The organism is Mucilaginibacter litoreus, from assembly GCF_042676805.1.
Lineage (GTDB): Bacteria > Bacteroidota > Bacteroidia > Sphingobacteriales > Sphingobacteriaceae > Mucilaginibacter > Mucilaginibacter litoreus.
Genome location: NZ_JBHTHZ010000013.1, coordinates 300718 through 326918, shown reverse-complemented (window position 1 = coordinate 326918; position 26201 = coordinate 300718). Strand labels below are relative to the sequence as shown.

19 protein-coding genes are annotated in these 26201 nt (G+C 44.3%); 2 read left to right on the top strand and 17 right to left on the bottom strand.

Annotation, left to right across the window (positions count from 1 at the left end):
• Nucleotides 1-3: 3 nt before the first annotated feature.
• From ACFQZX_RS14785 to ACFQZX_RS14735, 11 genes are all read right to left on the bottom strand, one after another.
• Nucleotides 4-1614 (bottom strand): glycoside hydrolase family 31 protein, encoded by a 1611-nt coding sequence (locus ACFQZX_RS14785; protein ID WP_377116745.1) that lies wholly within the window; start codon nucleotides 1612-1614, stop codon nucleotides 4-6.
• 11 nt (nucleotides 1615-1625) lie between these two features.
• A complete protein-coding gene (locus ACFQZX_RS14780; RefSeq protein WP_377116743.1) occupies nucleotides 1626-3176 on the bottom strand; it encodes a DUF4832 domain-containing protein in 1551 nt (516 codons plus the stop codon).
• A gap of 12 nt (nucleotides 3177-3188) precedes the next feature.
• Complete coding sequence (locus ACFQZX_RS14775) at nucleotides 3189-4316, bottom strand: acyltransferase family protein (protein WP_377116741.1); 1128 nt, start codon at nucleotides 4314-4316, stop codon at nucleotides 3189-3191.
• A gap of 54 nt (nucleotides 4317-4370) precedes the next feature.
• Nucleotides 4371-5234, bottom strand: a complete 864-nt coding sequence (locus ACFQZX_RS14770; RefSeq protein WP_377116739.1) for a PKD domain-containing protein — start codon at nucleotides 5232-5234, stop codon at nucleotides 4371-4373.
• Nucleotides 5235-5262: 28 nt separating this feature from the next.
• Entirely contained in the window at nucleotides 5263-6780 is a 1518-nt protein-coding gene (locus ACFQZX_RS14765) for a RagB/SusD family nutrient uptake outer membrane protein (RefSeq protein WP_377116737.1), read from the bottom strand.
• 30 nt (nucleotides 6781-6810) lie between these two features.
• Nucleotides 6811-9750 carry a SusC/RagA family TonB-linked outer membrane protein gene (locus tag ACFQZX_RS14760; protein WP_377116735.1) on the bottom strand — a complete coding sequence of 980 codons (2940 nt, stop codon included), beginning with the start codon at nucleotides 9748-9750 and terminating at the stop codon, nucleotides 6811-6813.
• A gap of 328 nt (nucleotides 9751-10078) precedes the next feature.
• Nucleotides 10079-11122 (bottom strand): LacI family DNA-binding transcriptional regulator, encoded by a 1044-nt coding sequence (locus ACFQZX_RS14755; protein ID WP_377116733.1) that lies wholly within the window; start codon nucleotides 11120-11122, stop codon nucleotides 10079-10081.
• Nucleotides 11123-11468: 346 nt separating this feature from the next.
• Nucleotides 11469-12863 (bottom strand): di-heme oxidoreductase family protein, encoded by a 1395-nt coding sequence (locus ACFQZX_RS14750; protein ID WP_377116731.1) that lies wholly within the window; start codon nucleotides 12861-12863, stop codon nucleotides 11469-11471.
• Nucleotides 12864-12881: 18 nt separating this feature from the next.
• A complete protein-coding gene (locus tag ACFQZX_RS14745; protein ID WP_377116729.1) occupies nucleotides 12882-13949 on the bottom strand; it encodes an imelysin family protein in 1068 nt (355 codons plus the stop codon).
• Between the two features lie 5 nt (nucleotides 13950-13954).
• Nucleotides 13955-14284 (bottom strand): QcrA and Rieske domain-containing protein, encoded by a 330-nt coding sequence (locus ACFQZX_RS14740; RefSeq protein WP_377116727.1) that lies wholly within the window; start codon nucleotides 14282-14284, stop codon nucleotides 13955-13957.
• Nucleotides 14285-14387: 103 nt separating this feature from the next.
• Entirely contained in the window at nucleotides 14388-15623 is a 1236-nt protein-coding gene (locus ACFQZX_RS14735; protein ID WP_377116725.1) for a hypothetical protein, read from the bottom strand.
• A gap of 148 nt (nucleotides 15624-15771) precedes the next feature.
• Between ACFQZX_RS14735 and ACFQZX_RS14730 the strand changes: the two genes are divergently transcribed.
• Both ACFQZX_RS14730 and ACFQZX_RS14725 read left to right on the top strand, forming a co-directional pair.
• Nucleotides 15772-16338, top strand: a complete 567-nt coding sequence (locus ACFQZX_RS14730; protein ID WP_377116723.1) for a DUF1684 domain-containing protein — start codon at nucleotides 15772-15774, stop codon at nucleotides 16336-16338.
• Nucleotides 16339-16589: 251 nt separating this feature from the next.
• Entirely contained in the window at nucleotides 16590-16880 is a 291-nt protein-coding gene (locus tag ACFQZX_RS14725; protein WP_377116721.1) for a helix-turn-helix domain-containing protein, read from the top strand.
• A 46-nt stretch (nucleotides 16881-16926) separates the two neighbouring features.
• Here the strand turns inward: ACFQZX_RS14725 and ACFQZX_RS14720 are convergent, their stop codons facing one another.
• The 6 genes from ACFQZX_RS14720 to ACFQZX_RS14695 are packed head-to-tail and all read right to left on the bottom strand — an operon-like array spanning nucleotide 16927 to nucleotide 26086.
• A complete protein-coding gene (locus ACFQZX_RS14720) occupies nucleotides 16927-17820 on the bottom strand; it encodes a glycoside hydrolase family 16 protein (protein ID WP_377116719.1) in 894 nt (297 codons plus the stop codon).
• A 59-nt stretch (nucleotides 17821-17879) separates the two neighbouring features.
• Complete coding sequence (locus tag ACFQZX_RS14715) at nucleotides 17880-18911, bottom strand: family 16 glycosylhydrolase (RefSeq protein ID WP_377116717.1); 1032 nt, start codon at nucleotides 18909-18911, stop codon at nucleotides 17880-17882.
• Nucleotides 18912-18915: 4 nt separating this feature from the next.
• Nucleotides 18916-19815 carry a PKD domain-containing protein gene (locus ACFQZX_RS14710; RefSeq protein WP_377116715.1) on the bottom strand — a complete coding sequence of 300 codons (900 nt, stop codon included), beginning with the start codon at nucleotides 19813-19815 and terminating at the stop codon, nucleotides 18916-18918.
• Nucleotides 19816-19827: 12 nt separating this feature from the next.
• Entirely contained in the window at nucleotides 19828-21414 is a 1587-nt protein-coding gene (locus ACFQZX_RS14705; RefSeq protein WP_377116713.1) for a hypothetical protein, read from the bottom strand.
• A gap of 16 nt (nucleotides 21415-21430) precedes the next feature.
• Entirely contained in the window at nucleotides 21431-22939 is a 1509-nt protein-coding gene (locus ACFQZX_RS14700; RefSeq protein ID WP_377116711.1) for a RagB/SusD family nutrient uptake outer membrane protein, read from the bottom strand.
• A gap of 18 nt (nucleotides 22940-22957) precedes the next feature.
• Entirely contained in the window at nucleotides 22958-26086 is a 3129-nt protein-coding gene (locus ACFQZX_RS14695) for a SusC/RagA family TonB-linked outer membrane protein (RefSeq protein ID WP_377116709.1), read from the bottom strand.
• Between the last annotated feature and the right edge of the window lie 115 nt (nucleotides 26087-26201).

Here is a 26201-nt window from a genome sequence, read left to right as displayed (position 1 = left end):
TTTTTAATTTTTTACTAACTCAAACACCGGCAACCTGTCGGCAGCCACTTCCATCTCTATTTTAGCAGGGCCTTTCACCTGCTTACCCAAATCGTTCTTCCAGGTTCCCTTTGGCAGGTAGACGGTTTTTTTGCCTGTCTTTGCTATCATAGGCGCTACCAGGTATCTGTCGCCCAGCATAAACTGCCCTTTTACATCGGTGTAGCCCTGGTTGGGATACTGGTACTCCATGCTGCGGGCAATAGGCTCACCTGTTTTTGCGGAGAGCTTAACCAGTTGCATAATATATGGCGTGTATTTTGCCCTTATATCCACCGCCTTTTTAACTGCGGTAAGGTTTTGTTTGGATAGCACACGCCACGGCGCTACCGAGAATTGCATCATGGGCATCAAGGCCGAGCATTGCGCCGAACGCACTACCAGTTCCTCATCAAGCCTATCGCGCCCGATGAAGGAGCCGAACTCGCCGCCACCTATCATATCGGGGCAGGTAAACTGGTAACCTAATAACCCGGCAGTAGTAAGGTGAGGTATCAGCTTTTGCAGGTCTGTCCAGCTGTGTTGTTTATCGCGGAGGCGCTCTACCAATGGTTCGCCGCCCATTTTCCACATCGCACGATATTCGTTAAGCGGATAATTTAACCCTATTTCTCCCCAAAGGCGGCTATGCTCGTTAGGCGTTGCTTTTTTAAATGAAAGGGCATTAGCCGGATAAAAATCGGCATCACCGGCGTCAAACTTAAAGCCATCCAGATGATAGGTTTTTACCATGTGATCCAACCTGCCCTGGAACCAGGCCTTTGCTTCGGGATTGGTAAAATCAAGCACGGAGCTGTAACCGTTCCACCAGGAAATGATGACCGGTTTATCTGCTTTATCCCAGGACTTGTTAGCATCGCCACTGTTATCAAACAGCAGCAAACGTTTGGCAAGCAATTCCCTGTATACCTCTGTATCCGGTGAAACAAACGGGCTGATCCATAGCATCACTTTAAAGCCCATGTTATGCAGCGTATCTATCATGGCTGCAGCGTTAGTAAAGCGGTCGGCACGGAAATCAAACCGGCCGTAGTAGTCGGCCCAGTTATCATCAATCATAATCACTCCTGGTGGGAAACCGTTATCAATTATTGACCGGGCATAATTCAGTATGTCCTTCTGGTTTTGGTTATAAACCAGTTCTATCCAGGTATTATACTGCGGCCTGCTGAAAAGCAAAGTATCCGGCAGCATATTTTTTGATGGGAAAAAGCGCTTTGCCGCGTTCTTGAAAGCTTGCTGAAGGGTCTTACCTGCAGAATCAATAATCAGTGCGGCGCTTGTTTCAGTTATAACCAGCTTGTTGTTCTCAAAAGCAAACTTAAACGGCTCCTCGCTCCAGATAAACCGCCCTGTTGTTGACAGCAACAAAGGTGCTGCCTGGTTGCCACGCGTATCGCCGTACATATTAAGGTTGTATCCTTCTTTAAACGGCATCAAATGGGCATCGTTAACTGCGCCGCCAAACCATTTTTCGCCGGGTTTAACCGTAATACTGGTTTGCGCGCGCAGTTGCACGGTTACCGTGCATATCAGTAGGGTAAGTAATAATCTTGTTTTGGCAGTATAACGCATTACAGCAGCAATCAGTTAACTTTTATGGTGTGGTTTAATTTGTTGTAGCCTGTAGCTGCTTCCCAAACATCATTATTGGCCAGGCGGATGCTGAATTCAGGCTTAGCGGCAATGCTGGCATAAGCATCGGGCAGGTTCAGCAACATTTCGTATTCGCCGGCGGCAAGATCAGACGGAATAGCAACCGTTTCAGTAACCTTTACATCCCCGCTGTACCATTTGCGTACGTCGGTAGCCAGGTCGATAGATTTCACCTCGCCACTGGCTTTGTTGCGTAACAGCAGCTTTACCGGGCGTTTGTTGTATGGCGACGCATACCCTTTATTTTTGATGTTAAGGGTGATATCCATATTGGTGCCGCGTACCACATTATCAGGCAGTACGGCACTTTGCAGCACAAAACGGTAGCCCAGGTTGCGTTTAATGTTATCCATACAGCCGCCATCCTGCCAGTCGTTGTTTACTGCAGTATTATAATGCGCGTTTATAAAGCTGTAATGCAGCGAAGAAAACTCGGCTTGTGCCTTACCGCCCGGTTCGCAATCATTAGCCGGGCTGTAATCATCCGAGCAGGTTTCGCCTCCCACTACAACAAATTTGCTGTCGGCTTTAAAATAATCTTTTAAGGTATTTAGCACCACACCGTCCGATGTGCGGGGAGTAGAGCTGTTGCCGTAATCCTCATAGGTACCAAAATCATTACTGCTGGCTAAAAAGCAATCGTTATGATAACCTAAGCGGGCAATGTCTGTTTCATTAAATGCAATACTTTCTGTAAGTGCAGCGGAGGTTATCAGCGCATTTACGCCGTATACATAACGTTGTTTTATCTGCGGATAGCGCACCTGTACCATCCTGTCGGCAGGCACGGCATCAAGCATGGCTTTTATCACTTCTATCCTGTCGCGCCAGTTAGCATCGGTCAGTTTGTTACCCTGGTTACCATTAGTTGATGCATCTCCAAAGAAATCGCTGTAATATTGTTCTCCCCATACGCCTATAAAGCCCAACTGCACACAGGCAATCACGTCGGCATTTTCATGCAGCACAGGCTTTAGCTGCGCAATATGATTGAGGATAATACTCTTAGGTGCATCGCCATAAAGCGGGCAAATAAAGCCTTCGGGGCAATTACCAGGCTTGGCAGTGGCAGTGTATACAAAGCGAGGTATCAATTTAACACCGGCATCACGCGCCGCCTGAAAATCCTTTTTCAAATTATCCAGAAATGATGAAGTTATCGGCTTGTTCACCACATCATCTAAAACATAGTATCTGAACAGCAGCGTACTCATCACCTGGTAATTGGCGCTTTCGATAGATTGCAGTGAACGGTATCCCTTTAATTCATCAGCGCTAAGTACGGTATAGTTGCTTGAATGTACCTCCGAGTAGCGGTAAAAGCCACGCTCGGGGTTGGGGAAGTCCTCATTACTCTCGGTATAAGTAACGTTTACCTTTTCAATTTTTACCAGGTTGGCCTCCTTGTCCTTGCAAGACGATGAAAGTAAAACAGCAGCCAGCATAACGGCAAAGCAAGAGCCTGTAAATCTTTTTATCATTGGTTTAGTGTTTTAAAGTTTAAAAAAGATGCCCCGTTTATATAGCCAGTAACATAAACCCCACTCTGCCACCCAGGTGGTAAGCGCCGAAACAACGGCGGCTATACCAGCCGGTACCCCCAAAAACAAATGCAGCATTTGCCCGCTGAAGATACTTACGGCGCCATTTACCCATTGCATGCCAACCGTTTCAAAAAACAGGTAAATAAAAATGGCATTCATGCCTACTACGGTAGCTATCCAGGCGTATTTTTTATTCTGTTTGATATCAACAAACCAGTAAACAAAGGCCAGCATCAGCAACACCCATCCTGCAGACGCAAAGGCGAATGAACTTGTGCTGATGCGTTTGATTATTGGCGTTATACCGCTCCAATCCAACCCAAAACCTATAGCAAGGGCTATCAATCCGGCGATGATCAGGGCTTTGATCTTATAGCTTATAGATCTGTCTGATATCAGCAGCTTTCCGGCTAAAACACCCCATATAGTATGGGCTGCTGTAGGTATGCAGTTGATAGTTACCCAGCCGTCGCTATTGATCTTACCCATCAGTAATGTATCCACATACGAGCCAAAGTTGTGCGACTCGACAAAGGGTTGATCAAAACCGGGCATCAATATGGTGCGATACAGAACCTCGGTCAGGATCAGCAGGGCCACACTAAAAATCAGTTGCCAGGCGAACGATCTGTTGATGATGAGGTATGCTACTATGGTAGTAAATGACAACTGGGTAAGCACGTTCCATAACTCCCACACCGGCTTGCCTGCATAAACACAATGCAAACCAACACCACATATAAACAGCTTTAGGCTGCGTAACAGGATATGCCCCAGGTTATCGCTCCAGCTGCTGCCTTTGGCCAGTTTGCGGCTGTATGAAATATACATGGCAACGCCAGCCATGAACATGAACGCCGGCTGAACCAGGTCCCAAAAATGCAACCCATGCCATGGATGATGGAAGAACTGGTTAATGAGCCCTCCCATCGGCTTACTTCTGTCGACATGTTTTATAGACTCATAAACCATACAGCTTTCGCCGCAAAGTAGTATCATAATAATGCCGCGCATCACATCAAGCGATGCAAGGCGGCCACCTGTAGCCGGCTGATGAGCAGTGCCTGTATTAGCCATATAAGCGCCGATGTATATTTAGTGTTGAGTGTGTTTGGTTGTTGGCTATGCTAATTACTCGCTCATATCCAGGAAGTAGCTTGAGGTACCCACATCGGGCGCGCTACCCAATGTAACCGACCAATCGCTCTTGGTTCCCTGTATGCCAAAACGTGCTCCCTGGCCGGTCAAACCTTTTAGTTTACCACGGGCAATACGCATTTCAAACTTCACTACACCGCCCTCTTCCTTAACTGTACCAACCTGGTAAGCATCAGAGATGGATTGCTGAGCAAAAGAGAATGCGGTTTGGTCCGGGCTGTTATGATAAAATATGTCAACACCGGCAGTCAGCAATTGCCCTTCTAACAATATATCATAGCCACCTTCGGTAAAGGTACCGGTAGAAAGGCCCGTTGCAGGGTTATTGTCACTATCAATATAAAAATCAAAAATAACACCATCTGCTTTTTTACCGGTCATCTCGCCGTATACGTAAATATAATTACCATCGTAATCAAACTTAATGGCATTGAAAATTCCTTTGCCTGCGCCCAGTTGTATGCTATTGGTCACCGTAGCCCAATCGTCCAGGGTATTATCATTTATTTTTACCGGCGAGGTTTTGGCGATACGCAGAACGGTTGACGACTCCGTGCTTTTGCCGTTCACCGATGCGGTAAGCGTAGGCACATATTTACCTTTCCCAGGATAGGTATGCATTGGGGCTTTCTCTGTAGAGGTAGTTCCATCGCCAAAATCCCACTTGTAATCGCTCACCCCCTCGGTGGTAACTTTAAAGGTTGCCACCGCGCCATCAACGGTAACATCATAAGCCAGGTCGGTTTGCGGGGTATAATCATCTTTATTGCATGAACTTACAGTTACACCCGCAAGCACTATGCTGAACAGGCACAAATAAGCTTTAAAAGTTTTCATATCAGTTTATTTTATAGTGATATTTCTATTACGGGTTTTGTGTTACAAGCGGGTTACTTAAAATCTCGTCGATAGGCAGATAGTAAATAATCCTTGGATTGGTATAAGGCACTGTTAAGTTTGGATATCCGCTTGGCTTTTTAGACAGGTCGATATCTGTTTCCTTAAGGCTGGTGATGTGATATCCCCAGTAGGTTTTATCAAGCGTGCGCTTATTGCGGAACACATCATACGTGCGGTGCCCTTCAAATGCAAATTCAATGCGCTTTTCGTCCAGCACTACATCAAGCGCAGTTTTACCTGATGGGAGTGTTTTGCTGTATAAAGAAGATGCCAGTCCGCGGTTTTTGCGGATCATGTTTACGTCATCGATCGCGTCATCGCTTTTTCCTGTTTTAGCTTCTGCCTCGGCACGTATCAGGTACATCTCTGCCAGCCTGAACATAATTGGCGAGCTTAAATTTGGCAAACCGTTCTGGAAAGAAAACTTGCTGATGTAATACATTTCAATTCCGTTCTTTTTGGTTACGTTGCCAGATCCATCTTTGGCCGGTACAATGTATGACCATCGCGCATCTTCGGGATGGGCAGACATTGCATCGCGCAGCGATGAGGAAGCATACTCTTCACCCCAGCCGGAGTTTCCGTCCGAGTAGATCATGGATGCTATTGAACCAAATTTGCCATAGTCATCGGCTGTTGTAAATGCTACGCAAAAAATAACCTCGGGGCTGGTAGTCGCGTTGGCAAACATAGTTTTAAAAGATGCCGCGTCTGAAAGTTGAAACTTACCAGAGTTGATCACTTTGTTGGCATACTCAATAGCCTTTGCATTATCCTCTTTATATAAGTTAACGCGTGCAAGCAAAGCCCACGCAGCTTCCTGTGAGGCATACTGTACACCACGGGACTGTGTCATTAAACTTGCGGCTTTCTCGGCATCGGCAATTACCGAATCATAAACCTCTTTTACGGTCGAACGGGCTTTCTGCGCATCGTCTGTTAAGTTAGTACGAAGAATAATGCCCGGGGCATTAGGGTCAACGCTGTAGGGCTTACCAAATAAACGTACCAGGTTAAAGTGGCAAAACGCGCGTAAAAAATAACACTCGCCAAGCAACTGGTTGGTAGCTGCATCAGTTTTACCTGAGCTTTCAATAGCGCTGATAACGGTATTTGTACCGGTAATAATCTTATAGGATACATACCAGAAATAACGTGTATTACCCTGAGATGGCGAGTGGCCAAGGGTAAAGCTATAATACAATGGGTCGGTTGTTACCTGGCCGCAAACAATATCATCGCTGGCAAAGTCAGACAGGTGATAAAACTGGCGCAGGTACATATTGTTCATGTCTATAGTACCATTGAACTGAATATGATCTTTAAAAAGGGCGTAGGCGCCGTTCAGAGCATTGGTAAGCCCGTCGGTAGTAGTTACCAGGGTACCGGTGCTTATGGCATCACTTGGCGCAACGTCTAACTTTTTACAGCTGCTTGCGGTAACCAGTGCAAGCGCGATAAGTGTAAATATTTTATTTTTCATGATATTAAAATCTTAGTGGGCTCTACCTGGTTAAAAGTTGAAGTTAACGGTTAACAGATACTGGCGGTTGTTGGGATACTTAAAGTCGGACACGCCCGGCATGGCATAAGTACTTGGCTGGATGGTAGTTTGCGGATCCTGGCCCAGGAAGTTGGAGAAAGTGGCCACATTGTCGGCAGTTAAGCCAACGCTTATTCCATCCATGTTTATGCGTTTTGCCCATGCTTTAGGCAGTGTGTAAGACAAGGCTATGTTACGTATAGTAAAGTAGCTGCCATCTCTTAAATATCTTGTTGATGTTGCTGTTGAGTTAGATGAATTTTGCGGGCTTGGCTCTGTAGCCTGTGTATCGCCCGGGCCACTCCATACTTTAGCACCATCAGGTAGTTTTATCTGATTGTAGTATGGCTCGTGTCCGTCGTTCATCATAAAGGTAAGGTTGTTGCTGTAAACCTTGTTGCCATAGTTAAAGTAAGTACTTACCCTTAAGTTAAGGTTTTTATAACGGAAACTGTTGTTAAAGCCACCCTGAAATTTAGGTAACGCAGAGCCTACTTCCTGTATGGTTGCCTGCGCATAGTCTGATGTTTTTTCGCTGGCAACTGCCTTTCCTTCGCTATCGTAAACCACTTTTTCCCATACAGGGGCGCCGGTCTGGGCGTCAACGCCTAACCATTTTGGCATGTAAAACTCATAAAGGTTACCACCGTTACGGTATATCTGCGAAATGCTCCAAGTACCGCTGGTTTTAACAATGCTTGATGGCAAGCCATAAAGTTTGTTGCTGTTAAAGTTGATACTGAAATCGGTGCTCCACTCAAAGTTTTTGTTTTGAATGTTGGTTGAGTTAATACCAACCTCGATACCTTTATTAATTACGTTACCGGCATTTTCCCACTTGGTTTCAAAACCTACAGAAAGCGGTTGTGATACCTGCAGCAGCAAGTTTTTGGTATTGTTGCGATAAACGTCGACGGTTAAATTAACACGTTTAAACAAACCGATATCGGCACCCAGGTTTACCTGGTGCTTACTTTCCCAGGTAAGGTTCGGGCTCTCTAACTGGTAAGGTACCGCGCCTACTACCGAGTTGTATTGCGTGGTTAACGAGTACAGGCCAAGGTAGCGCGATGCACCAATATCCTGCGTACCGGTTACACCATAACTGGCCCTTAGCTTTAAGTTGCTGATGATGTTATTATCTGCAAGAAAATCTTCGTTGCTAAGCAGCCACGCACCCGATACCGACGGGAAGGTGCCGTATTGCTTGCTTGGCGCGAAAGATGATGAGCCATCGTACCTTAAAGAGGCAGACAGGAAATATTTTTCCTTATAGTTGTAGTTAACCTGCGATAGTAACGATTGCAGAAAGGCCTTATCAAGATAGCCGTTTACCAGCTGGTTGCTGGATACCACGTTAAGCACCCTTAAACCCTCTGGCAAGCCTTTGCCCGATGCTCCTGAGTACTCTGTCTGGCCGCCTTCAAACGCTGCACCTGCAAAACCGCTGATAGCGTGGTCGCCCAAACGGAAATCAAATTTAAACAACTGGTTAGATACGATGCCGTAGTTAAGGGTATTCAGTTCGTCAAGGTAACCGGTACCATGGTAAGTTCCGGCTGCCAGCGGCGAAACAAAGTTTACACCTTTATTAAAGGCAGCTGCTATCCTGTTGGTGCTGGCAAATGTTAACCAACTGGTAATGCGGTAGTTGATGCCCAGGTCATAATTCAGATCGAAGCCTTTATAGCTGTGATCGGAGTTATTAACCGTATGGATAGGGTTGATCTTATCACGCGACCACCATTTGAACGTGGAATTACCATCCACATATATGGGGTTACCATTAGTATCATAAGGATTGTCCCAGGGCATGTTCAGGAATGAGTAGTACACATCCATGTAGTCGTAACTTTTACCTTGTGAGCCGCTGATGTTGATATTATTAGTTATATCCAGCTTTTTTGAGAAATGGTAGGTTGAGTTGGCCCTTAAGTTCACACGCTCATATTTGGTGTTAAGAAAGGTACCTTTTTCATTGTAATAAGATAAACCTACATAGTAGTCGTTCTTTTCTGTACGGCCGGCCGCAGACAGGTAAAAGTTATACATCGGCGCAGCCTTGAATGATTCACCTGCCCAGTCGTAATCCTGGTTGCGCAGGGTTAGCGGGCGTTCCGCGTAAAATTTGTTCAGGTCAATCTTATAAGTGTTATCACTTGCACCTACAATGTAATCGCGGTAAAATTCTTTCTGATAATCATACAGTTCATTACTGTTCATCAGGTTCATTTTACCAAAGTCGGCAGTGCGGAAACCCGCTGAAACCTTCGCCTCGAATTTGGTTTGGCCCTGTTTGGCTTTTTTAGTTGTAACGATAATAACGCCCGCATTGGCCTGTGAACCGTAAAGAGCTGTTGATGCAGCGTCTTTCAATACGGTCACGCTTTCCACATCGTTAGGGTCGTAGTTACCGCCTATAATACCATCCACCACAAAAAGCGGGTTTTGATTTGCGTTTACCGATGATACACCGCGCAGCCTGATCTCGGGCGTTGAGCCCGGCGCACCAGAGCTGTTTACTACCTGTAAACCGGCTACCTTACCTTGCAGCATGGTACCTACGTTGTTGGCGGTAACATCCTTAAGTTTGTTGGATGATACTACGGTAACAGCGCTGGTAAGTTCGCTTTGTTTTTTGCTGCTATAACCTACAACAACCACATCGTTTAGTTGCTGTACGTCTGCAGCAAGTGTAACCTGCACGCCGGTTTGGCCGGCTGTTACATCTACCTGCTGCGTAGTGTAACCTACAAAACTTACAATTAGGGTTGATTTTCCGGCCGGGACGGTTACTGAAAAGTTACCGTTTACGTCGGTCATGGCGCCGTTGCCGGGATGGTCTTTTACTGCAACGCTTACTCCGGCTACTGGCAGATTATCTGCCAGTGACATTACGCGTCCGGTCACCCTCGAAGATTGCGAAAATGCTTGCAGAGAGACCATTAGAACGCAACAACAAATGAGTAGAACTTTTTTCATCATATTGTGAGAGTTAGTTTAAATAGTTAGCATTAGTTGGCTATTTGTAAAAGTGGAGTAAAATTATTGTTAAGTAAAGGCGTTGTTTTTAAACAAAAACTTAAATCCTTTCACGCAAACGTTTGCATGGTTTACGCAAACGTTTGTGCAATTTTCACGCAACCGTTTGCGTAAAATGACGCAGGAGCGCTTTTATGCAGATTATTATTAGCCAATTAAGAAATTAAATGTTATTTCATTTGCCTAATACAGAATACTATAATATTTGCTTTGGCATGCTATACTCTACCATCTCAGAGTCGATGATGTGTTGCAGCAGTGGCATGTTGGTAGAATCGGGGTCGGCAGCGTTCTTTATGAGTTTAAATAGAAACTCCGCCGCCATTGAAGATTGTTTATAGGCAAACTGTTCTATAGACGCAAGCGGCGCACTATCCATGTATTCCCAAATAGGCAGATTAGCAAAACTGATAAAGCTGATATCCTTATTAACAACCAACCCGGTAGTTTTAACTGCCGATATACAATCCAGCAGAACATAATCATTAAATACAATGGCGGCGGTTGGAGGTTGTTCCAGCGAAAGAAGTTTATTAATCGCTTTAAGGTTATCGGCCTTTGCCAGGGTGGTTGATACGATCATGTCCTGATCTACCGGCAGATCATTCTCTTTTAAACACTTGATATATATTTCCAGCCTTTGTAAGGTAGCCGCCAGCTTTGCAGGCCCGTTTATCAGCCCGATGCGCTTATGCCCCATGGCAACCAGTTTTGTAATGGCCTGCAGCATGCCCGATACCAGGTTACAGGCTACATAATTGATATCTTTTCGACTTGGCACCCTGTCAAAAAAAACTACGGGTATATTATATCTTTTCAGGTTATCGAAGTGCTCGTAGGTAGAGGTTTCTTTTGTGAGTGATACCAGCATGCCATCCACACGATGGTCTTTCATGTTTTCTACAATCTTTTTTTCGCGTTCAAAGCTATTTAGCGACTGCCCGATAATTACGTTGTAATTACTGGCTTCGGCAGCATCTTCCACACCGGTAAGGGCGGCTGAAAAAAAAGGTTCGGAAAGATCCGGAATAATTACACCAATGGTATATGTTTTACGCTCCTTAAAAAAAATGGCTGTTTTGTTGGCCTCATAGCCAAGTTCCTGCGCTACTTTGCGTACACGCATGGTAGTAACCAGGCCTATACTCGGGTGATCATGGAGGGCACGTGAAACTGTGGAGGCCGATACATTAAGCCTTTTTGCAATTTCTTTTATAGTAGGTAACTTGTTATTAGACATTTATACGGCGCCGGTAAAAACTCAGGTAGCTAATTTAACATTTTAAACGTTAAGCTTGCCATCAGCCGTATAAGAAATATAACATAAAGGGCCGACTAAATAGCCAGCCCCCTGTTTGGTTAAATCGTTGGTAAACTATTTACCCGCTTTATCACCGTTAATAAGTCCGGCTTTTTTTTAAAACACTGAACAGTGTACTGTTATCTTGTTCTTTGGCGTAATCAGCGGCGGTTTTATGGTTAGTGTCCCTTATTGTGGTATCGGCACCATGTTTAATCAAAGTTATGGCACATTAGGGATTGTTGGCTTATACCGCGGCGATCAACAAGTGTAATGCACATACCTATTAAAGTGATTCAACAAACGACACAAGTGCATCCCGCTCCTTTTTAGACATATTATTCACTTTATTTTTAGCGCTTAATGCTTCACCGCCGTGCCACATAATAGCTTCCATAATGTTCCTTGCCCGGCCGTCATGTAAAAAATTGGTATGGCCATTTACTTTTTGTGTCAGGCCAATACCCCAAAGCGGTGCGGTTCGCCATTCGGTGCCGCCGGCTAAAAAGTCCGGGCGGTTATCTGCAAGGCCTGTTCCAAGGTCATGCAGTAACAGGTCTGTATAAGGGTGTATCAGCTGGTTGCTTACCTGTGGCATAGTAACATCTACCCCTGTACGCATATCCGGTTTATGACATTTGGCGCATCCGGCCGATATAAACAGCGCTTTGCCTGCAACAACCGTTGCATCTGTTACATTACGCCTTACCGGTACGGCAAGTGTGCGCACATAAAAATGTGTACTATATAAAAGGCTATCGCTTAGTTCGTAGGTTTTGCTGTTAGGGTCGCTATCAAATTGCGTTTGCCCCTCGCTGCTTTCTTTAGGAAACAAAAAACTGGTGATACCTATGTCACCATTATAAGCTGCGCCAACCTGTTGCAGCAAGTTAGGTTGGTTGGCTTTCCATCCAAACCTTCCTAATACTGTTTTTTGGCTGTAAACATCCCATACCCTGTTGGCCTTGCCGCTGATACCGTCATTATCCCGATCATCAGGATCTGCATTTTCCAGAATGTTTTGCTCGGTAATGGCTTCTAATAGCCCTAACCCGAAAACAGGTGCCGCTACCCGTGGAGACAGCATAACATTGCCTGGCATGGTGGTGTATAAACCGGTAAAAGTGTAGGTAGGCGTACGGAGGTTATAGGTACTGCCATCTGCAAACTTATAGGTATTATCAGTATAAGTTATAGCAACATCTCCCTCGCGTGATTTTCCCAGCAAAGCACGTGTTTGCAACTGATCGCCATAACCAGGCACAGGAACAGGATTACCATGTTCGCCCTGACCAGGGATGCTTAATCTGAATAACATGTTCGCAGCTGATTCGCCAAGGCCAGGGACCTTGCCGCGGCCATCAGACACATGGCACGACCCACAGGAAACATTATTGAATATCGGCCCCAACCCCGGGTTAAGCGGGGCAGGCGCCGATACAAACGTTGCATTAAATTGCGCATCGCCAATTTCATGCACACGGATAAGGTGGGCCGGTAAAGATCCAAAAGCATGAGAAAAAGCGCCGCTACCCTGGTCAAACGCAGTCTGGCTTCCACCGCTGAGCCATTCGCTATCAGGGTTGTCATCGGGTTTTAAAGCATCGGCCTTACGGCACGCAACCTGCAAGGCAAACATGGTTGCCAGGATAAACAGTACTGCTACGGAAGTTTTTCTCATCTCTTAATTATCGCCTAATTATTTAGTATACTGCTGTAAAAATGGCTTAAGCTTACCATCTATTACCTCGGCAAGGTCATTAACCTTATCCATTGCATTTTGCACCTTTGATTCTTCTGATGTTATGGCCTCTCCAAATGGCTTATCAATTGCCTGCAAAGCTGATATGGCTGCCGCATGCTTGCTTTTTATCTCATTATCCAATGAAAGGTTGCTTTCTCTTACAATGTCTTCAAGTCCTTTTCCATCTTTAGTAAACCGGCCCTGGTAAATAGCCAGTATGCCCTGTATATTATTGGTAAAGTCTATTGTAGAGTTTTTTGCGAAAGGGCTTTCTTCTTTAGATGGGTCCCTGGTATCAAATGGCTCTTTCATTTTTCCGTTAGCCACTTCATCGCAAATGCCGGCCATCCCGTCGGCAACCTGCACAAATGCAGCCGTTTGTGTACTAAACTCTGCCGAACCATTGCCTGCAGTAGCTAACTGATTGTTGTAGCCGTTTGTCCAGGTATCACGTACTTCTTTTGTAAGTGATGTAAGGTTTTGTGTCAGGGCTAATAAAAACTGTTTTTCGCGTGTGGTGAACTGTGCCGCGGTTTTATTGCCGTTTTGCCCCCAAAGCAAAAATTCAATAGGGTGAAAACCTTTTGCAGCATCGTCCAAACCGTTTACATAAGCTTCGTTAAGCTCGTCTGTCCCGTTTAAGGCGCGGTTGAACAAGTTAAAATCGACAGGCCAGGTGTCAATACGCGGGTCGATGTTATTTGACTCAACAGGGCCAAACAGCCAGGCCTCGCTTTGCTCCCAGGTTACACGGATGGCTTTCCATTTTAAACGTGCTGTAGCCAGGTTATCGTCATTAGTAGTTGCATTTAAAGCAGTAACGGCAGTTAATAACTCTTGTGTTTTGGCATACATATCTTCGTAAGAAGCGGTACAGACATTATTGGCGATATTTGCAAGCACTTCTTTTTTCAATTCGCCCGTATCCGGGTTATTATCCGGGGTTTTATCCTTTGAGCATGACGCAGCAAGCATAAACAAAGGAAGGGCCAGTGTCAGGGATTTTTTGATAGATGTATTCATTTGGTTTAGCTTAAATGTATGATGATTTGGTTGTTAATTAACTCGGTTGGATAAGATTGCAAGGGGCGCAAAGCAGGTTCTTTAACCACCTTTCCGTCAAGATCGAAAACGCTGCCATGAGCACTGCAAAATATTTTGTTAGCTGCAGGCGTAAGCCCTACACCCTCATGCGTACAGCGTAAATAAAGCGCCTTATAATTTTCGGCATTTTTAATCAGCAGTATATCGTACTCTAACTGTTTGGTGCGTAATACCAGCATATTACCCTTCCCCGGGCCAAAGCTGTCGGCGTTTATCTTTATCAAATTACTATTATCCCCTGCAACCTTTATCATAGGCAGCGGGGTTGAACATGATTCTAAAAAAGACAGGCCTGATGCCGTTAATATACATGCCGCGCACCCTGATTTAATAAATTGTCTTCTGCTGCTCATGGGCTTAAAAGTTATAGGCTACACCCAGATTTATAAAACCATTATTTTTAAAGTAGGGTACCTGCTGTGGGAAAGGCGTTACGATAAGTGCCTGGTTAAAATCACCTGTAATACGCCTTACATAATCTGCCTTGATGGCTATCCCGCGGATAGGCTTATAAGTAAAGCCCCCAACGATGTAACGCTTTTCGTTAGCTTCGTTTTCGATACCGTTCGACGGAATCTTTGCGTTCAGATTAATGTATTCAAACCGGCCAAATACTGTAAAAGATTTTTCACCTTTGTTTTTAGGATACAAAACATCATATCCCAATTCTGCATAACCACCATACATTTGCTGCGGTGTATTGTTAGCAAACGCCCTGTTAATAGCGTCCGCGTTCTTAATATTAATGATGGTACCCAATACACGCACCCCTATACCCGATCTGTTATATTGTACATTCATTTCACCCAAGCTCACCGCGTTGCCAAAAGCACCCGAGTTTAGCTGTAAACTATCCGCTACACGCTGTTCTTTTGCGGTGGAGCCGCCTATATAGCCCGATGCCTGAATCCTGAAATCGCCAACATAGTACAGCAAAGCGCCGCTAACGCCTAAGTTTAAACCATTGCTGGCCTGCCCTAACTGGCGCCCGCCGTTTATGCCGCCTTCGCTGCTAAAACCTTCAGAGTTTAAACCGTTTGTTAACGCAAGACTGTAATTTAAGCCTGGTATACGTGTAAATTGCCCATAAAGGCCAACGCCCACTTCGCGCCATGTTGTTGGGATAAGCTGCTCTTCCAGGTATGGCCTGTCTACCCCGTTAAAGGTTGTAGGTAAGTGATTTTCATTGATGATACCTATGCGGGGTACGATTAAGCCGGTAACCAAATAAGTATTAGGGTTTAGGTTGAACTTTAAAAAAGCCTGCTCTAATGATACACCACCTTTACCACCAACACCCTCACCCGATTGAGACACAAGTGCGTCCTCTACCTCAAGCTCGGTAAATAAGGATATCTTGTTATTGAATTTATGCCCAAGGAATAATACTACCCGCTTTAAGCTGGCCTCAGCACTTTTTCGTTTAGTATCAATACCATACTTGGCCTCGCCGTAACCAGACAGTACCGTTGCCTGCTGCCGGTTAATAAGGCCTGCCGCGAGCGAGTCTTCCTGGGTGAGTACCTGCGCGGCGGCAGAACCCACATAAATTATACTTATTAAAAGGATCAGCGTAAAGGTTTTTAACTGCATATCAATAATTTGGGCGTAAATATATATCTTTATTAAGACTTAGTCTTAATAAATTATTAGAAAGTCATTAGAAAAATATAGCCGTTAAAATTCTAACTGATTATCTTTGAACATGAGATACCTTTTGATCCTGCTTTTGCTATGTACAATGCAAGTATATGCTCAATCTTATACTGATGCTATTACTGAACATCGTAAACAGTACAAGGCAGATTTTTTATCAGATAGCCATTTGCCGTTAAAAGAGGCCGACCTACCCTACCTGCAATTTTACAATGCCGACAGTACCTTTAAGGTAATGGCTGATATAGAATTGCTACCTGGTGAAACCGTATTATATATACCAACTTTTGCCGGTGCAAAAAAAGAATACGTGCGTTTTGCCATCGCCAGATTTCAGTTAAAAGGTAAGCCTTACCAGTTAAGTATTTATCGCAGCCTTGCTTTAGCCAAAAAACCGGGCCTTGAAGATTATTTATTTTTGCCTTTTACTGATGAAACCAACGGTAATGAAACTTATGGCGGCGGCCGTTATCTTGACTTGAGGGCCACACAAATAAAGGATGGTAAATTAGAAATTGATTTTAATAAGGCTTATAACCCTTACTGCGCTTATAGTGATGGATACCAATGCCCAATGCCCCCGCCGGAAAATGATGTACCTATGAAAATTGAAGCCGGTGAAAAACAGTATACAGGGCAAAAGAAACACTAAATATGCAAATGTACCGGGGCTGAATGATCTTGATAAGCTTTGAATACATAAAAAGCGGTGAGTTATATGTTATAACTCACCGCTTTTTGTTTCGGCTCGCTTGGTAGTGTTGGCAAAATACTATTGTATAACCCTGTAATAGTTGCAGGGTTTGTGTTCATTAAAAAAATTTTACAGTTGTGTAAAAGAATAATCAAAATCCGTTGAGTTACTATTTTCGTTAGTTATTAATATCTTACAGTTATAATCCCATGAAAAATCATATTAACAGAAAAGTAGATGATATTGTGACTAATATAAGATTGATAAGAGAGCGTAAGAACTATACGCAGGAATACCTGGCCATGCGTATGAATGTTTCTCAAAACGCTTATTCTAAAATTGAACTCGGGTACTCTAAATTAACCTTATTGCGTTTGCTTGAGATATGCAATGTACTTGAGGTACCCGTAACAGAATTGATCTCTCCAAACAAAACAGAGGTTAGGTACAGATTTGTAAATAACCCGGCATTACAATTTCAGGGATTTAAAACTAACTAACTGACTAAAAAAATAAAGGAGCGGTTTTAAAACCTGCTCCTTTATTTTACTTCTTGTAACCGGTTACCTTTACCCAGTCTACCAGCATTTTAGCTTTATTGGCTTTTATTAAATTTAGCGCATGCTCGGATAAACCATAATATGGTTTTTTGAGGCCGTTGATCTTAAATGGATAAATACCGCCTACCGCAAAGTTAAGTATGAGGTACTGCTTGTCGGTAAACACCCACTTTCCATAATGCTCTGCCATGGTACGCGTAACCCTGAACATAGGCACACCATCGTATTTAAATACCAGGCTATCGGGTGTCCAGTCAACTGCATAAATATGCCATTTGGTAACATCATTATTTTTAGGCAGGTACAAACGGTTTACAAAAGGCGTTTCGCCGCTGTAACCCGGGCCATGCACAGCAGCGCTTACCCAGTCCCCTTCGCCAATAAATTCCATAATATCGGTTTCGCCACTGGCAGGCCAGTCGCCATTGCCAAGCATCCACCAGGCAGGCCACAAGCCATCCGCAACCGTTAACTTAATGCGGGCTTCGGCAGTACCATAAGTAAAATCAAATTTACCTTTGGTCATCAATCTTCCTGATATAAAGTCGAACTGCTGGCCATCAAAGGTTTTAAAACCCGGCGAATATCTTGGCGTTAATACCAGGGCACCGTTTGCAGCGCCCTCTGCAGCTGCACCTTTTACCAGTGATATGGTAGCGCCCGAATCTACGTAAGCCTGCAACTCATCATTAACATGAAAGCCTGTTACCACCGGCGTCCATTTACTGCGGTCGAGCTTATTTCCGGCAAAGTCATCAAAAAACAAAACGCTGCCTTTAGTGCGGCTCTGCGCATAAGTACTCGTGACACTTAAACCCGTTAGTACTGCACTGCATGCAAAGGTAAGGGCCGTTGAACGTATATATTTATTATATAACATAAATTAGTTAGGGGTGGATAAAAGCATACACCATTAATTAATGGCGTATGCTAAGTATTTTATTTATAAACTCTAACGTAGTCAACCTCCATAGTGGCACTGTTAACGCTTGGGTCAATTGCTCCACCCAGGTTACCGCCCATAGCCAGGTTCATTATCAGGAAGAAGTTGGCATTGAAAGGTGTAGCGCTGCTGTTGGCAAACGTATGGTACACGGTACCATCCACCGCAAATTTAATTGTGGTTGCGCTCCACTCCATGCTGTATACATGAAACTCGGTAGATGCGGTTGGCACCATAGTAGCATTGCTCACGCCATTACCGCCGTAATGCTCCGGGTAATGCAGTGTGGCTAATACCCTGTTCTGCTGGTTACCTATATGCTCCATGATATCTATTTCGCCACAGGCAGGCCAGGGATTAGTATCTATATTGCTACCTAACGCCCATAATGCAGGCCACGTACCGCCACCGGTAGGCAACTTGGCTTTAAACTCTACCCTGCCATATTTAAAGTTGAACTTGCCTTTGGTCAGCAACCTTGCAGATGTATAATTATAACCATTATAATTCTCCTTTTTCAGGATGATCTTTAGCTTTCCATCGGCAACTACCGCGTTATCTGTGCGGTTGGTGTAATACTCGGCCTCGTTGTTACCCCAGCCATTATTATTGCCCAGGTCATATCCCCATTTACCCGGGTCTGGCGCACCAGGGGTGTCAAACTCGTCTGACCATACCAGCGCTTCACTTGCTGTAACTGTAACCTGCGTAGTTTGGGTGGCAATTTTACCGGTTGCACTTTTTGCGGTGATTTTTACCGTATAAGTACCGGCAACCGGATATTTATAAGTAAGGTTACCTGAAGTTGAGTTCTGATACACACCATTGCCAAAATCAAACTCATAAGATACCGCATCCTTAGCTGTAACAGCAAAGGTGACATTGCCGCTGTTATCGGTGCTCGGCGTATAAGTTACCTCAATGTTTGATGGCTTCCCAACTGCTGCTTCGGCGTTGTGGTTTTCTTTATTGCAACCGGCAAATGCTGTTGCCAATGCAATAAACAAGTATATGCTTAGTTTTTTCATATAATTATTGTTTTACTTTAAATTTCTGGTACCATGCAAGTCCATCGGCACCTATGTTACGTAAGGTAATGGTTGTAGGTGTAATAGACAGTATCTCATATGTGTTACCGCCGGTACCAAAGTTAATTAAACCATTACCAGGCACCACAAATTGTATACGGGTGGAATTTTGTGCCGTTGAGTTAGATGTGGCGTTCATAAACGTAAGTTTACGCGGTGCAGATACATCAATGTTATAGCAGTCATCCGGACCAGAAACGCCATAGGTTGCAGTTCCACCTGCAGTAGAAAACGACTGCCCTTTGTTGTTAATGGTCAGTGTTACTTTGTCGTTCTCATCTTTACTAAAAGTCATTTCATCATCGTACAAACACTCTGAACGCTGGTTTGGCTCAGCAGCGTAATAATCCGGACCGAAACTATCTGCCGGGCCTACACCAACGTGGCCTGGGGTTTCGCGGGCGGTTACCCATGTTTGCGAACTTCCATTGGTTAAATCCTGCAATATTTCGGCAGGTATCTTAAAGTCTACAAAAACGGTTATTTTTTTTGTAAGGGTTGAGGTTACACCACCGGTGCCTATAGCGCTTACTATAATGTTGTAATCGGCAGTACCTGGGTTTGAGTACTTGTGTGTCACCTGGCCCGAAGGTACCATTTCGGTATTCCCGTCGCCATAATCAACTTTGTAAGACACAGCGTTTGCTGCTTTAATGGTAATTGCAACATTGCCGCTTCCGCTTCCGTTAGGGTTAGTGGCGTCTACACCTTCAATATCAGTTGTCAGTGCGACATCTGTAGGCGTAACTATTTTACCAAAACTGTATTCGGGCTTTTTACAGCTCACTATTATGATGATGGCCGCCAGGCAGGTTGCCATCAATATTCTTATATTATTTTTCATTACTCCTATTAATTAGTTAAGGGTGATATCATCAAAATAGAATGTATAGTTGGCAGAGCCGTCGCCTGCAGTGCCATTGTCTAGTATCAATACCAACTTCTGGTAAGAGTTTGCTGTATTGATGGCGCTGTAATCAAAGGTCAGCTCTTCCCACTCGTTAGCTTTTGTAGTAGCCGTTTCCTTTTCGAAGCTTATACCGCCATTGGTGAGGTTTTCAACTTTCAAAAGGATCTTTGCACCCACACGTGGCGACCAAACTTTCATTTTAAATATCTTTTTAGTTGAAAAATCAATAGGATTATCTAAAGGCAGGAATGCGCCACCCCAGGTTTGCCCCGCGCTTTTAACCATTTTGCCTACCTTTGCACTGGTATTGATACCTGTGGCAGAAGGATTATTAACCACAGAGGCTGCACCGCCATCAAATCCTGTAAAAGCATAATTCAATTCTGTCGATTCAAAATCAATTGGTATGCCTAATATCATTGATGGTGGTGTTGGTATTTCCAGGTCATCTATATAAAACACTTTACCTGTACCCATTACACCAAAATCAAAAAATACCGATGCTTTATCATAAACATAAGCGCTGTTAAGTGGCGGGGTTGATTGAGAGTTATTCTTGAAATCGAAAGTAAGCGTTTCCCACTTGTTGGCTACGGTAGTAACGGCGTCTGTCTCCACAGAATGTGTGCCTTCGGCGTGTTCTTCCAACTTCAGCTTAATAGTAAGCCCTGCTGCCGGAGAGTAGATCCGCATGGTCATTTTTGAGTTTGAAACAGAAACCGGGATTTTAGTAGCAAAACCTGTTGCCGTACCCAAAGTTGTACCTGCCCAAACTTCGGCGCCGTTAGGCTTAACCACCTTTAATACCTTGTTGGCATTATTGGCCGGGTCTGCATCTACAGATGCCACATTACCGCCAAAATCGCTCATGGTATAATCAAAGATTGGATCGTCAAAATTTAACGGCAGATCTATTTGTTTACCCACTTTTATTGTTTGCTGATATGTTGTTGTAGCTGCACCACCACTTAGCGCTACTAACCTGATGGTATAAGTACCGGCTGCCGCGTAAGTGTGCTTAGCGGGCTGCCCTTCTAAAAAGGTATCAAACGGCTCGGGGTTGGTACCTGTTTCATCGCCATAGTATACATGAAACATGGTTTCATAAGACGCCTTTGCATCAACGGTAACTGTTAAGGCACTGGTTGTAATAGCCGGCTCCAGGTTCTCAGGCGCTCTGAACGATACAGTAAGTTCATGACTCAGCTCCACAGATTTTCCGCTGATGCTGTGTCCCACAATTTTTACAGTATAAACGCCCTCCGCATATTTATGCTGGGCGGTTTTGCCAGCGTTAACTTTTTCAAAGTTTTCGCCGTTATCGCCATAATATACATCATAGCTGGTTATGGCCTCACCGCTTGGTATAATGGTTACCATGCCGGTATTGTCCTGGGTAATATCAAACATTACGCCCAGTTTGCCCGGTTCGGCAGCCTGTTGAACAAACGATGTATCGGTATAATCCTTTTTACAGCCTGTTATAACAGCCAGTAGCAGGGTTACGCTTAAAAAATATTTTATTGCCTTCATGATTGTAATAATTAGGTTAATATCCCGGATTTTGAGTAATACCTGAAATAGTTATCTCCTGCTGCGGAATCGGGAACACCTCGTTCTTTCCGGTTACAAAACCGGTAAGCTCTGAAGCTGCCTGCCCTGTTCTTACCAGGTCGAAAAAACGATCGCCATCCATAGCCAGTTCAAGCCTCCGCTCTTTCCAGATGGCTTGTTTAAGCGCATCACCCGAAGCGGTAACCGCATGGTTATCATCTTTAAAGGCGCGCCTGCGTACCTGGTTCAGATATCCTCTGGCCTTGTTATCATCGCCGCCACTACGGTTAATGGCCTCTGCCGCCATTAACAACACTTCAGAGTAGCGCATGATCCTGAAGTTATTAAGATAGTTAAGCTCTATCTGACCAGATGTCTCGCCTTTACGCGGCAGGTATTTACCGTTATATAAACCGGTATTTTTATAGGGCGCTACCTGGTAAGTAATGCCATAATCGGGATGGGCGGTTTTGTAAGCCTCTATGTCAAAGGCTGTGATAGCTTTACGCTGGTCGCCCGCAGCATAATCGTTAGCCAGGTCTTGTGTTGGCAGGTTAGTACTCCAGCCTGCGGCATAAGGCATATTTGCACTGCCGCTTAACCCTCTGATACCGTTTTGCTGAACCGCGTAGTTACCCTGGCCGCGAGTGGCACCACCCCAGTTATAATAAGGCGACCCATTAGTATATTGTATTTCAAAAACAGATTCCGGGCCATTCTCTCCTGATGCGAGGTAGATTGATGCATAATCATCAACAAGGCTAAACGCTCCTGAACTAATTATTGGCTCAAGCACGGCATCAGCCTCGGTAAATTTGCTTTCATATAAATATACCTTGCCTAATAAGCCTTGTGCAGCATACTTGGTTATGCGGCCTTTTTGAGTTTGAGTGGCCGGTAAAACATCAATGGCTGCTTTCAGGTCTTTCTCTATTTGGGCGTAAACATCTGCTTTTGGCGATCTTTGCAGGCTTCTTGAATCTGTCAGGCTAAGGCGTTTATCTGTAAACAAAGGTACATCGCCCCACATTTTAACAAGTGTAAAATAGTAGTACGCACGTAAAAAATTAACCTCACCATACAACGCATCCTTACCAGAAAAACCTACCGCCTGCCCTGCCGGGTTCTTATCTTTATATTGTAAAAGGTAGTTGGTACGGTTAACACCTTCATAAGCCACCTGCCACAGATCCTGCAGGGTAGAGTTGATGGGCGTAACAGAAAAATCATCTATTTGCTGTAGCGGCAATACGTCTGAAGCGCTTTCGCCACCGGCAACAGAGTTATCAGAGGCGATATCGCCAATAACCACCACCTGGTTTAACCATTGCAATGGTGAGTAAGCGCTGATCACCATGGTACGGTAATCGCTTTCCGATTTCAGGTAATCCAGATCGGTAACAACAAAATCTTCATGCGGATCGTAATCAATAAACTTTTTACATGAGGTAAGTGCAGCCGCGAGCGCAACAACACTGAATATTTTTATATATATCTTTTTCATCAATCTTCAGTTTAAGTATTATAAACTTATATCAAGGCCTAGTGTATAGACGCGCGCCTGCGGATATGCACCACGGTCGATGCCTGTTTCCAACAGGTTACTTCCTCCTGATATTTCCGGATCGTATCCTGAGTACTTGGTAATGGTGAACGCGTTTTTAACCTGTGCGTATACCCTTAGGCTTTTAAATACATTCCGGATAGCCGTTTTTGAGAAAGTGTACCCTAACTGGATATTTTTCACTTTAACAAAAGAACCATCCTCTACATACCTGTCAGAAACACGGATGTTGCTGTTGGCATCGGTAAAAGAGTAGCGTGGCGTAGTAGCATCGTTTGTTGAGCCCTCACCTGTCCATCTCCCTAATACCGAACGGTATTTGTTAGCAAAGTTGGCGTTACGCTCATAAGCCCTGTAAATATCGTTACCTAATGAGGCGTAGGTAAATGCGCTGAAATCAAACCCTTTGTAAGCCATGCTTAGGTTCCAGCCCAGGGTTACATTAGGGAACGGATCGCCAATTTTCACCTGGTCGTCAGCATTGATCACGCCATCATGGTTGGTATCAACAAAGCGGATATCGCCCGGCTGAGCGCCCGGCTGGCTGGCATGAGCCGCAACCTCTGCCGCATTCTGGAACAAACCATCTGTTTTATATCCATAAAAATAAGCCGGTGTAAAGCCTTTCTCAAACACGGTAACGGTTTGCGACTGGCCGTTAAAATAGCTTCCGCCGATAATTTTAGCGGTACCATCAGAATTGGTAGCGGTAACCTTGTTTTTAACAGTAGTCACGTTGAAAGAGTTGTTCAGTTTAAAGTTGCTGCCAATGGTTTCGTTGTAGCTGATGTTGATATCAAAACCGCTGCTTTTTGTAGAACCGATGTTTGCAGTCGGGATTTGTGCAGTACCTAAATACAACGATACCGAAGGGGTAAATAATAAGCCGTTAACTTTCTTTTGATAGTAATCGGCAGAGATTGATAATTTGTTTTTAAGCAAAGTTATATCAAAGCCTACGTTGCCCTGCAATTGTTTTTCCCATGCCAGATCATCATTCCTGGAAGTGGCAATGGTAGAGCCCGGATAAAATGCGTTATCAAAGTTATAACCGTTACTATTGGCAGTAGAGCCATAATCAGGACCGCCGGTAACCACACGAATGTATTGCGGCGATGTATTTTCGTTACCGGTTGAACCGTAGCTACCACGTATTTTCAGGTAATCGATAAACGAAGGTTTAAAGAAATCTTCACTGGTAACTACCCAACCTAATGAGCCTGCATAGAAATTGGCAAATTTATTATTGACACCAAAGGCATAAGAACCATCACGTCGTGCTGAAAATGATGCCAGGTATTTGTTTTTGTAATCGTAGTTAACGCGGCCAAAATAGGAAAGGTTTCTCCTGAAATACTGGTAATAACCTCCTGTTTGCGCGTTAGGGTTATCGGCGCTGTTGGTACCGGTCGCGGCAGAGTAATCTGCAAACTCCCACGAGTTGAACGGCACATCCTGCCTTGCCACATTCATGCCGTTGCCGGTTGTTTTGGCCATCGAAAAGCCTAACACAGTTTCAAAATGGTTATCCTGCGCAACATTGAAAGTATAATTGGCAAAGTTTTCCCAGGTATAGTTAAAGTTGCTGTTTTTACTTTGTGCAACATTATTGTGCCTGCCGTCTATGGCGTTACCAAAAGCATCAAGGCCATTCTCTACGTTAAGTGGGCCGTAAAATACAAGCGGCGTAAAAGTTTTCGATTTATCATCATATTTAGTGTACCCAAAACGGCTGTTTACTTTAAGGCCCTTGATGATATCGTACTGCAACTCAAACTTACCGTAAATTTTGCTGCCGGTATTAGTGTTATAGGTATTGTCAAGCTTGGTAAGCGGATTGAATATCTCTGATAGCAATAAGTTGCTGTAACCATATTTGCTTACTACTGACGGATCGGTGTTGTAAACCGATACAGTAGGATCAAAATTCAATGCGCTGCCAATAACACTGTTAAAAGAGTTTTCCTGCACACCCTTATTGTTCAAAAGCACGCCGGTTGTATTAACTATAAATTTCAGTTTAGAAGTGAAATCAAAGTTTAAATTAGCTGTAAAAGTACCACGGTTAAAGTGCGATTTATCGTATCCGCCTACTATACCGCCCTGGCTTAAATAACCTCCGGATAAAAAATACGACATTTTTTCGCTGCCACCACGTGCCGAAATATTATGCGATTGCATAGGCGCTATCTTAAACACTTCCTTTTGCCAGTCGGTACCGGTACCTAAAACAGAAAGATCCGGGAAGATGATGTTACCACCGGAAGCTACGCTACCTTCGTTAACAATGGCCCCGTATTCGGTAGCGTTCAACACGCCAATACGGCGCGATACTTCCTGCAAACCATAATTACTGTTGATGCTGAATTCGTTTTTCTGATTTTTACGGCCCGATTTTGTGGTCACCACAATAACACCGTTACCACCTTTTAAACCATAGATAGCGGTTGTAGCAGCGTCCTTCAATACGTTGATCGATTCGATATCCGAGGGGTTAATGGAATTAAAATCATCCAGGGTCTGGATCGAGCCATCTACTACAACAGTTGGATCGTTACCAGAGAATGACGGGATACCCCTTACCAATACTGTTGGCCTTGCCCCCGGCGAGCCCTGCTGAACCACCGTTACACCAGATACCTGGCCTTGTAAGGCTTCTTCGGCACGGGTAGCATTCAGCTTTTTGATATCAGCGCTTTTCACTACCGATATGGCACCCGATACTGTGGTTACTTTTTGTGTACCGTAACCCACCACTACTACTTCGTTCAGCGCGCTGGCCGTGTTATCATCCAGCACAAAATTTTGTAAGCCGGCCTGGCTTACGTTTCTTTCAATTGTAGTCATCCCGATAAACGATACTACAACTACACCACCATTGGCAGGAATGTTAAGCGTGTAATTACCGTTAACATCTGTTACTGTGCCAATAGAGGTTCCTTTAAGGGCTACTGAAGCGCCCGGCACACTCTGGCCGTCGGATTTTTGGGTTACTTTACCTGTTAAGCGCAGGGTTTGTGAATAAGCCTGGCTAACAAAACAAAATAGCAAAGCAATACCCACAAAAAACTTGAGTTTAATTTGCATAATAGGTTTAATGTTAGTTTATAATTAATTGGCACCCGCAGGTACCGTTGTTTGGTTGTAAAGGTTTCTCCATAAAAAATTGCAAGGCATTAAAATGCATGTGAATACATCAGGT

Bases quoted from the DNA above. Each gene is read 5' to 3' on its own strand.
- ACFQZX_RS14785 (WP_377116745.1), bottom strand. From the start codon at position 1,614: ATGCGTTATACTGCCAAAACAAGATTATTACTTACCCTACTGATATGC.
- ACFQZX_RS14780 (WP_377116743.1), bottom strand. From the start codon at position 3,176: ATGATAAAAAGATTTACAGGCTCTTGCTTTGCCGTTATGCTGGCTGCT.
- ACFQZX_RS14775 (WP_377116741.1), bottom strand. From the start codon at position 4,316: ATGGCTAATACAGGCACTGCTCATCAGCCGGCTACAGGTGGCCGCCTT.
- ACFQZX_RS14770 (WP_377116739.1), bottom strand. From the start codon at position 5,234: ATGAAAACTTTTAAAGCTTATTTGTGCCTGTTCAGCATAGTGCTTGCG.
- ACFQZX_RS14765 (WP_377116737.1), bottom strand. From the start codon at position 6,780: ATGAAAAATAAAATATTTACACTTATCGCGCTTGCACTGGTTACCGCA.
- ACFQZX_RS14755 (WP_377116733.1), bottom strand. From the start codon at position 11,122: ATGTCTAATAACAAGTTACCTACTATAAAAGAAATTGCAAAAAGGCTT.
- ACFQZX_RS14750 (WP_377116731.1), bottom strand. From the start codon at position 12,863: ATGAGAAAAACTTCCGTAGCAGTACTGTTTATCCTGGCAACCATGTTT.
- ACFQZX_RS14745 (WP_377116729.1), bottom strand. From the start codon at position 13,949: ATGAATACATCTATCAAAAAATCCCTGACACTGGCCCTTCCTTTGTTT.
- ACFQZX_RS14740 (WP_377116727.1), bottom strand. From the start codon at position 14,284: ATGATAAAGGTTGCAGGGGATAATAGTAATTTGATAAAGATAAACGCC.
- ACFQZX_RS14735 (WP_377116725.1), bottom strand. From the start codon at position 15,623: ATGCAGTTAAAAACCTTTACGCTGATCCTTTTAATAAGTATAATTTAT.
- ACFQZX_RS14730 (WP_377116723.1), top strand. From the start codon at position 15,772: ATGCAAGTATATGCTCAATCTTATACTGATGCTATTACTGAACATCGT.
- ACFQZX_RS14725 (WP_377116721.1), top strand. From the start codon at position 16,590: ATGAAAAATCATATTAACAGAAAAGTAGATGATATTGTGACTAATATA.
- ACFQZX_RS14720 (WP_377116719.1), bottom strand. From the start codon at position 17,820: ATGTTATATAATAAATATATACGTTCAACGGCCCTTACCTTTGCATGC.
- ACFQZX_RS14715 (WP_377116717.1), bottom strand. From the start codon at position 18,911: ATGAAAAAACTAAGCATATACTTGTTTATTGCATTGGCAACAGCATTT.
- ACFQZX_RS14710 (WP_377116715.1), bottom strand. From the start codon at position 19,815: ATGAAAAATAATATAAGAATATTGATGGCAACCTGCCTGGCGGCCATC.
- ACFQZX_RS14705 (WP_377116713.1), bottom strand. From the start codon at position 21,414: ATGAAGGCAATAAAATATTTTTTAAGCGTAACCCTGCTACTGGCTGTT.
- ACFQZX_RS14700 (WP_377116711.1), bottom strand. From the start codon at position 22,939: ATGAAAAAGATATATATAAAAATATTCAGTGTTGTTGCGCTCGCGGCT.
- ACFQZX_RS14695 (WP_377116709.1), bottom strand. From the start codon at position 26,086: ATGCAAATTAAACTCAAGTTTTTTGTGGGTATTGCTTTGCTATTTTGT.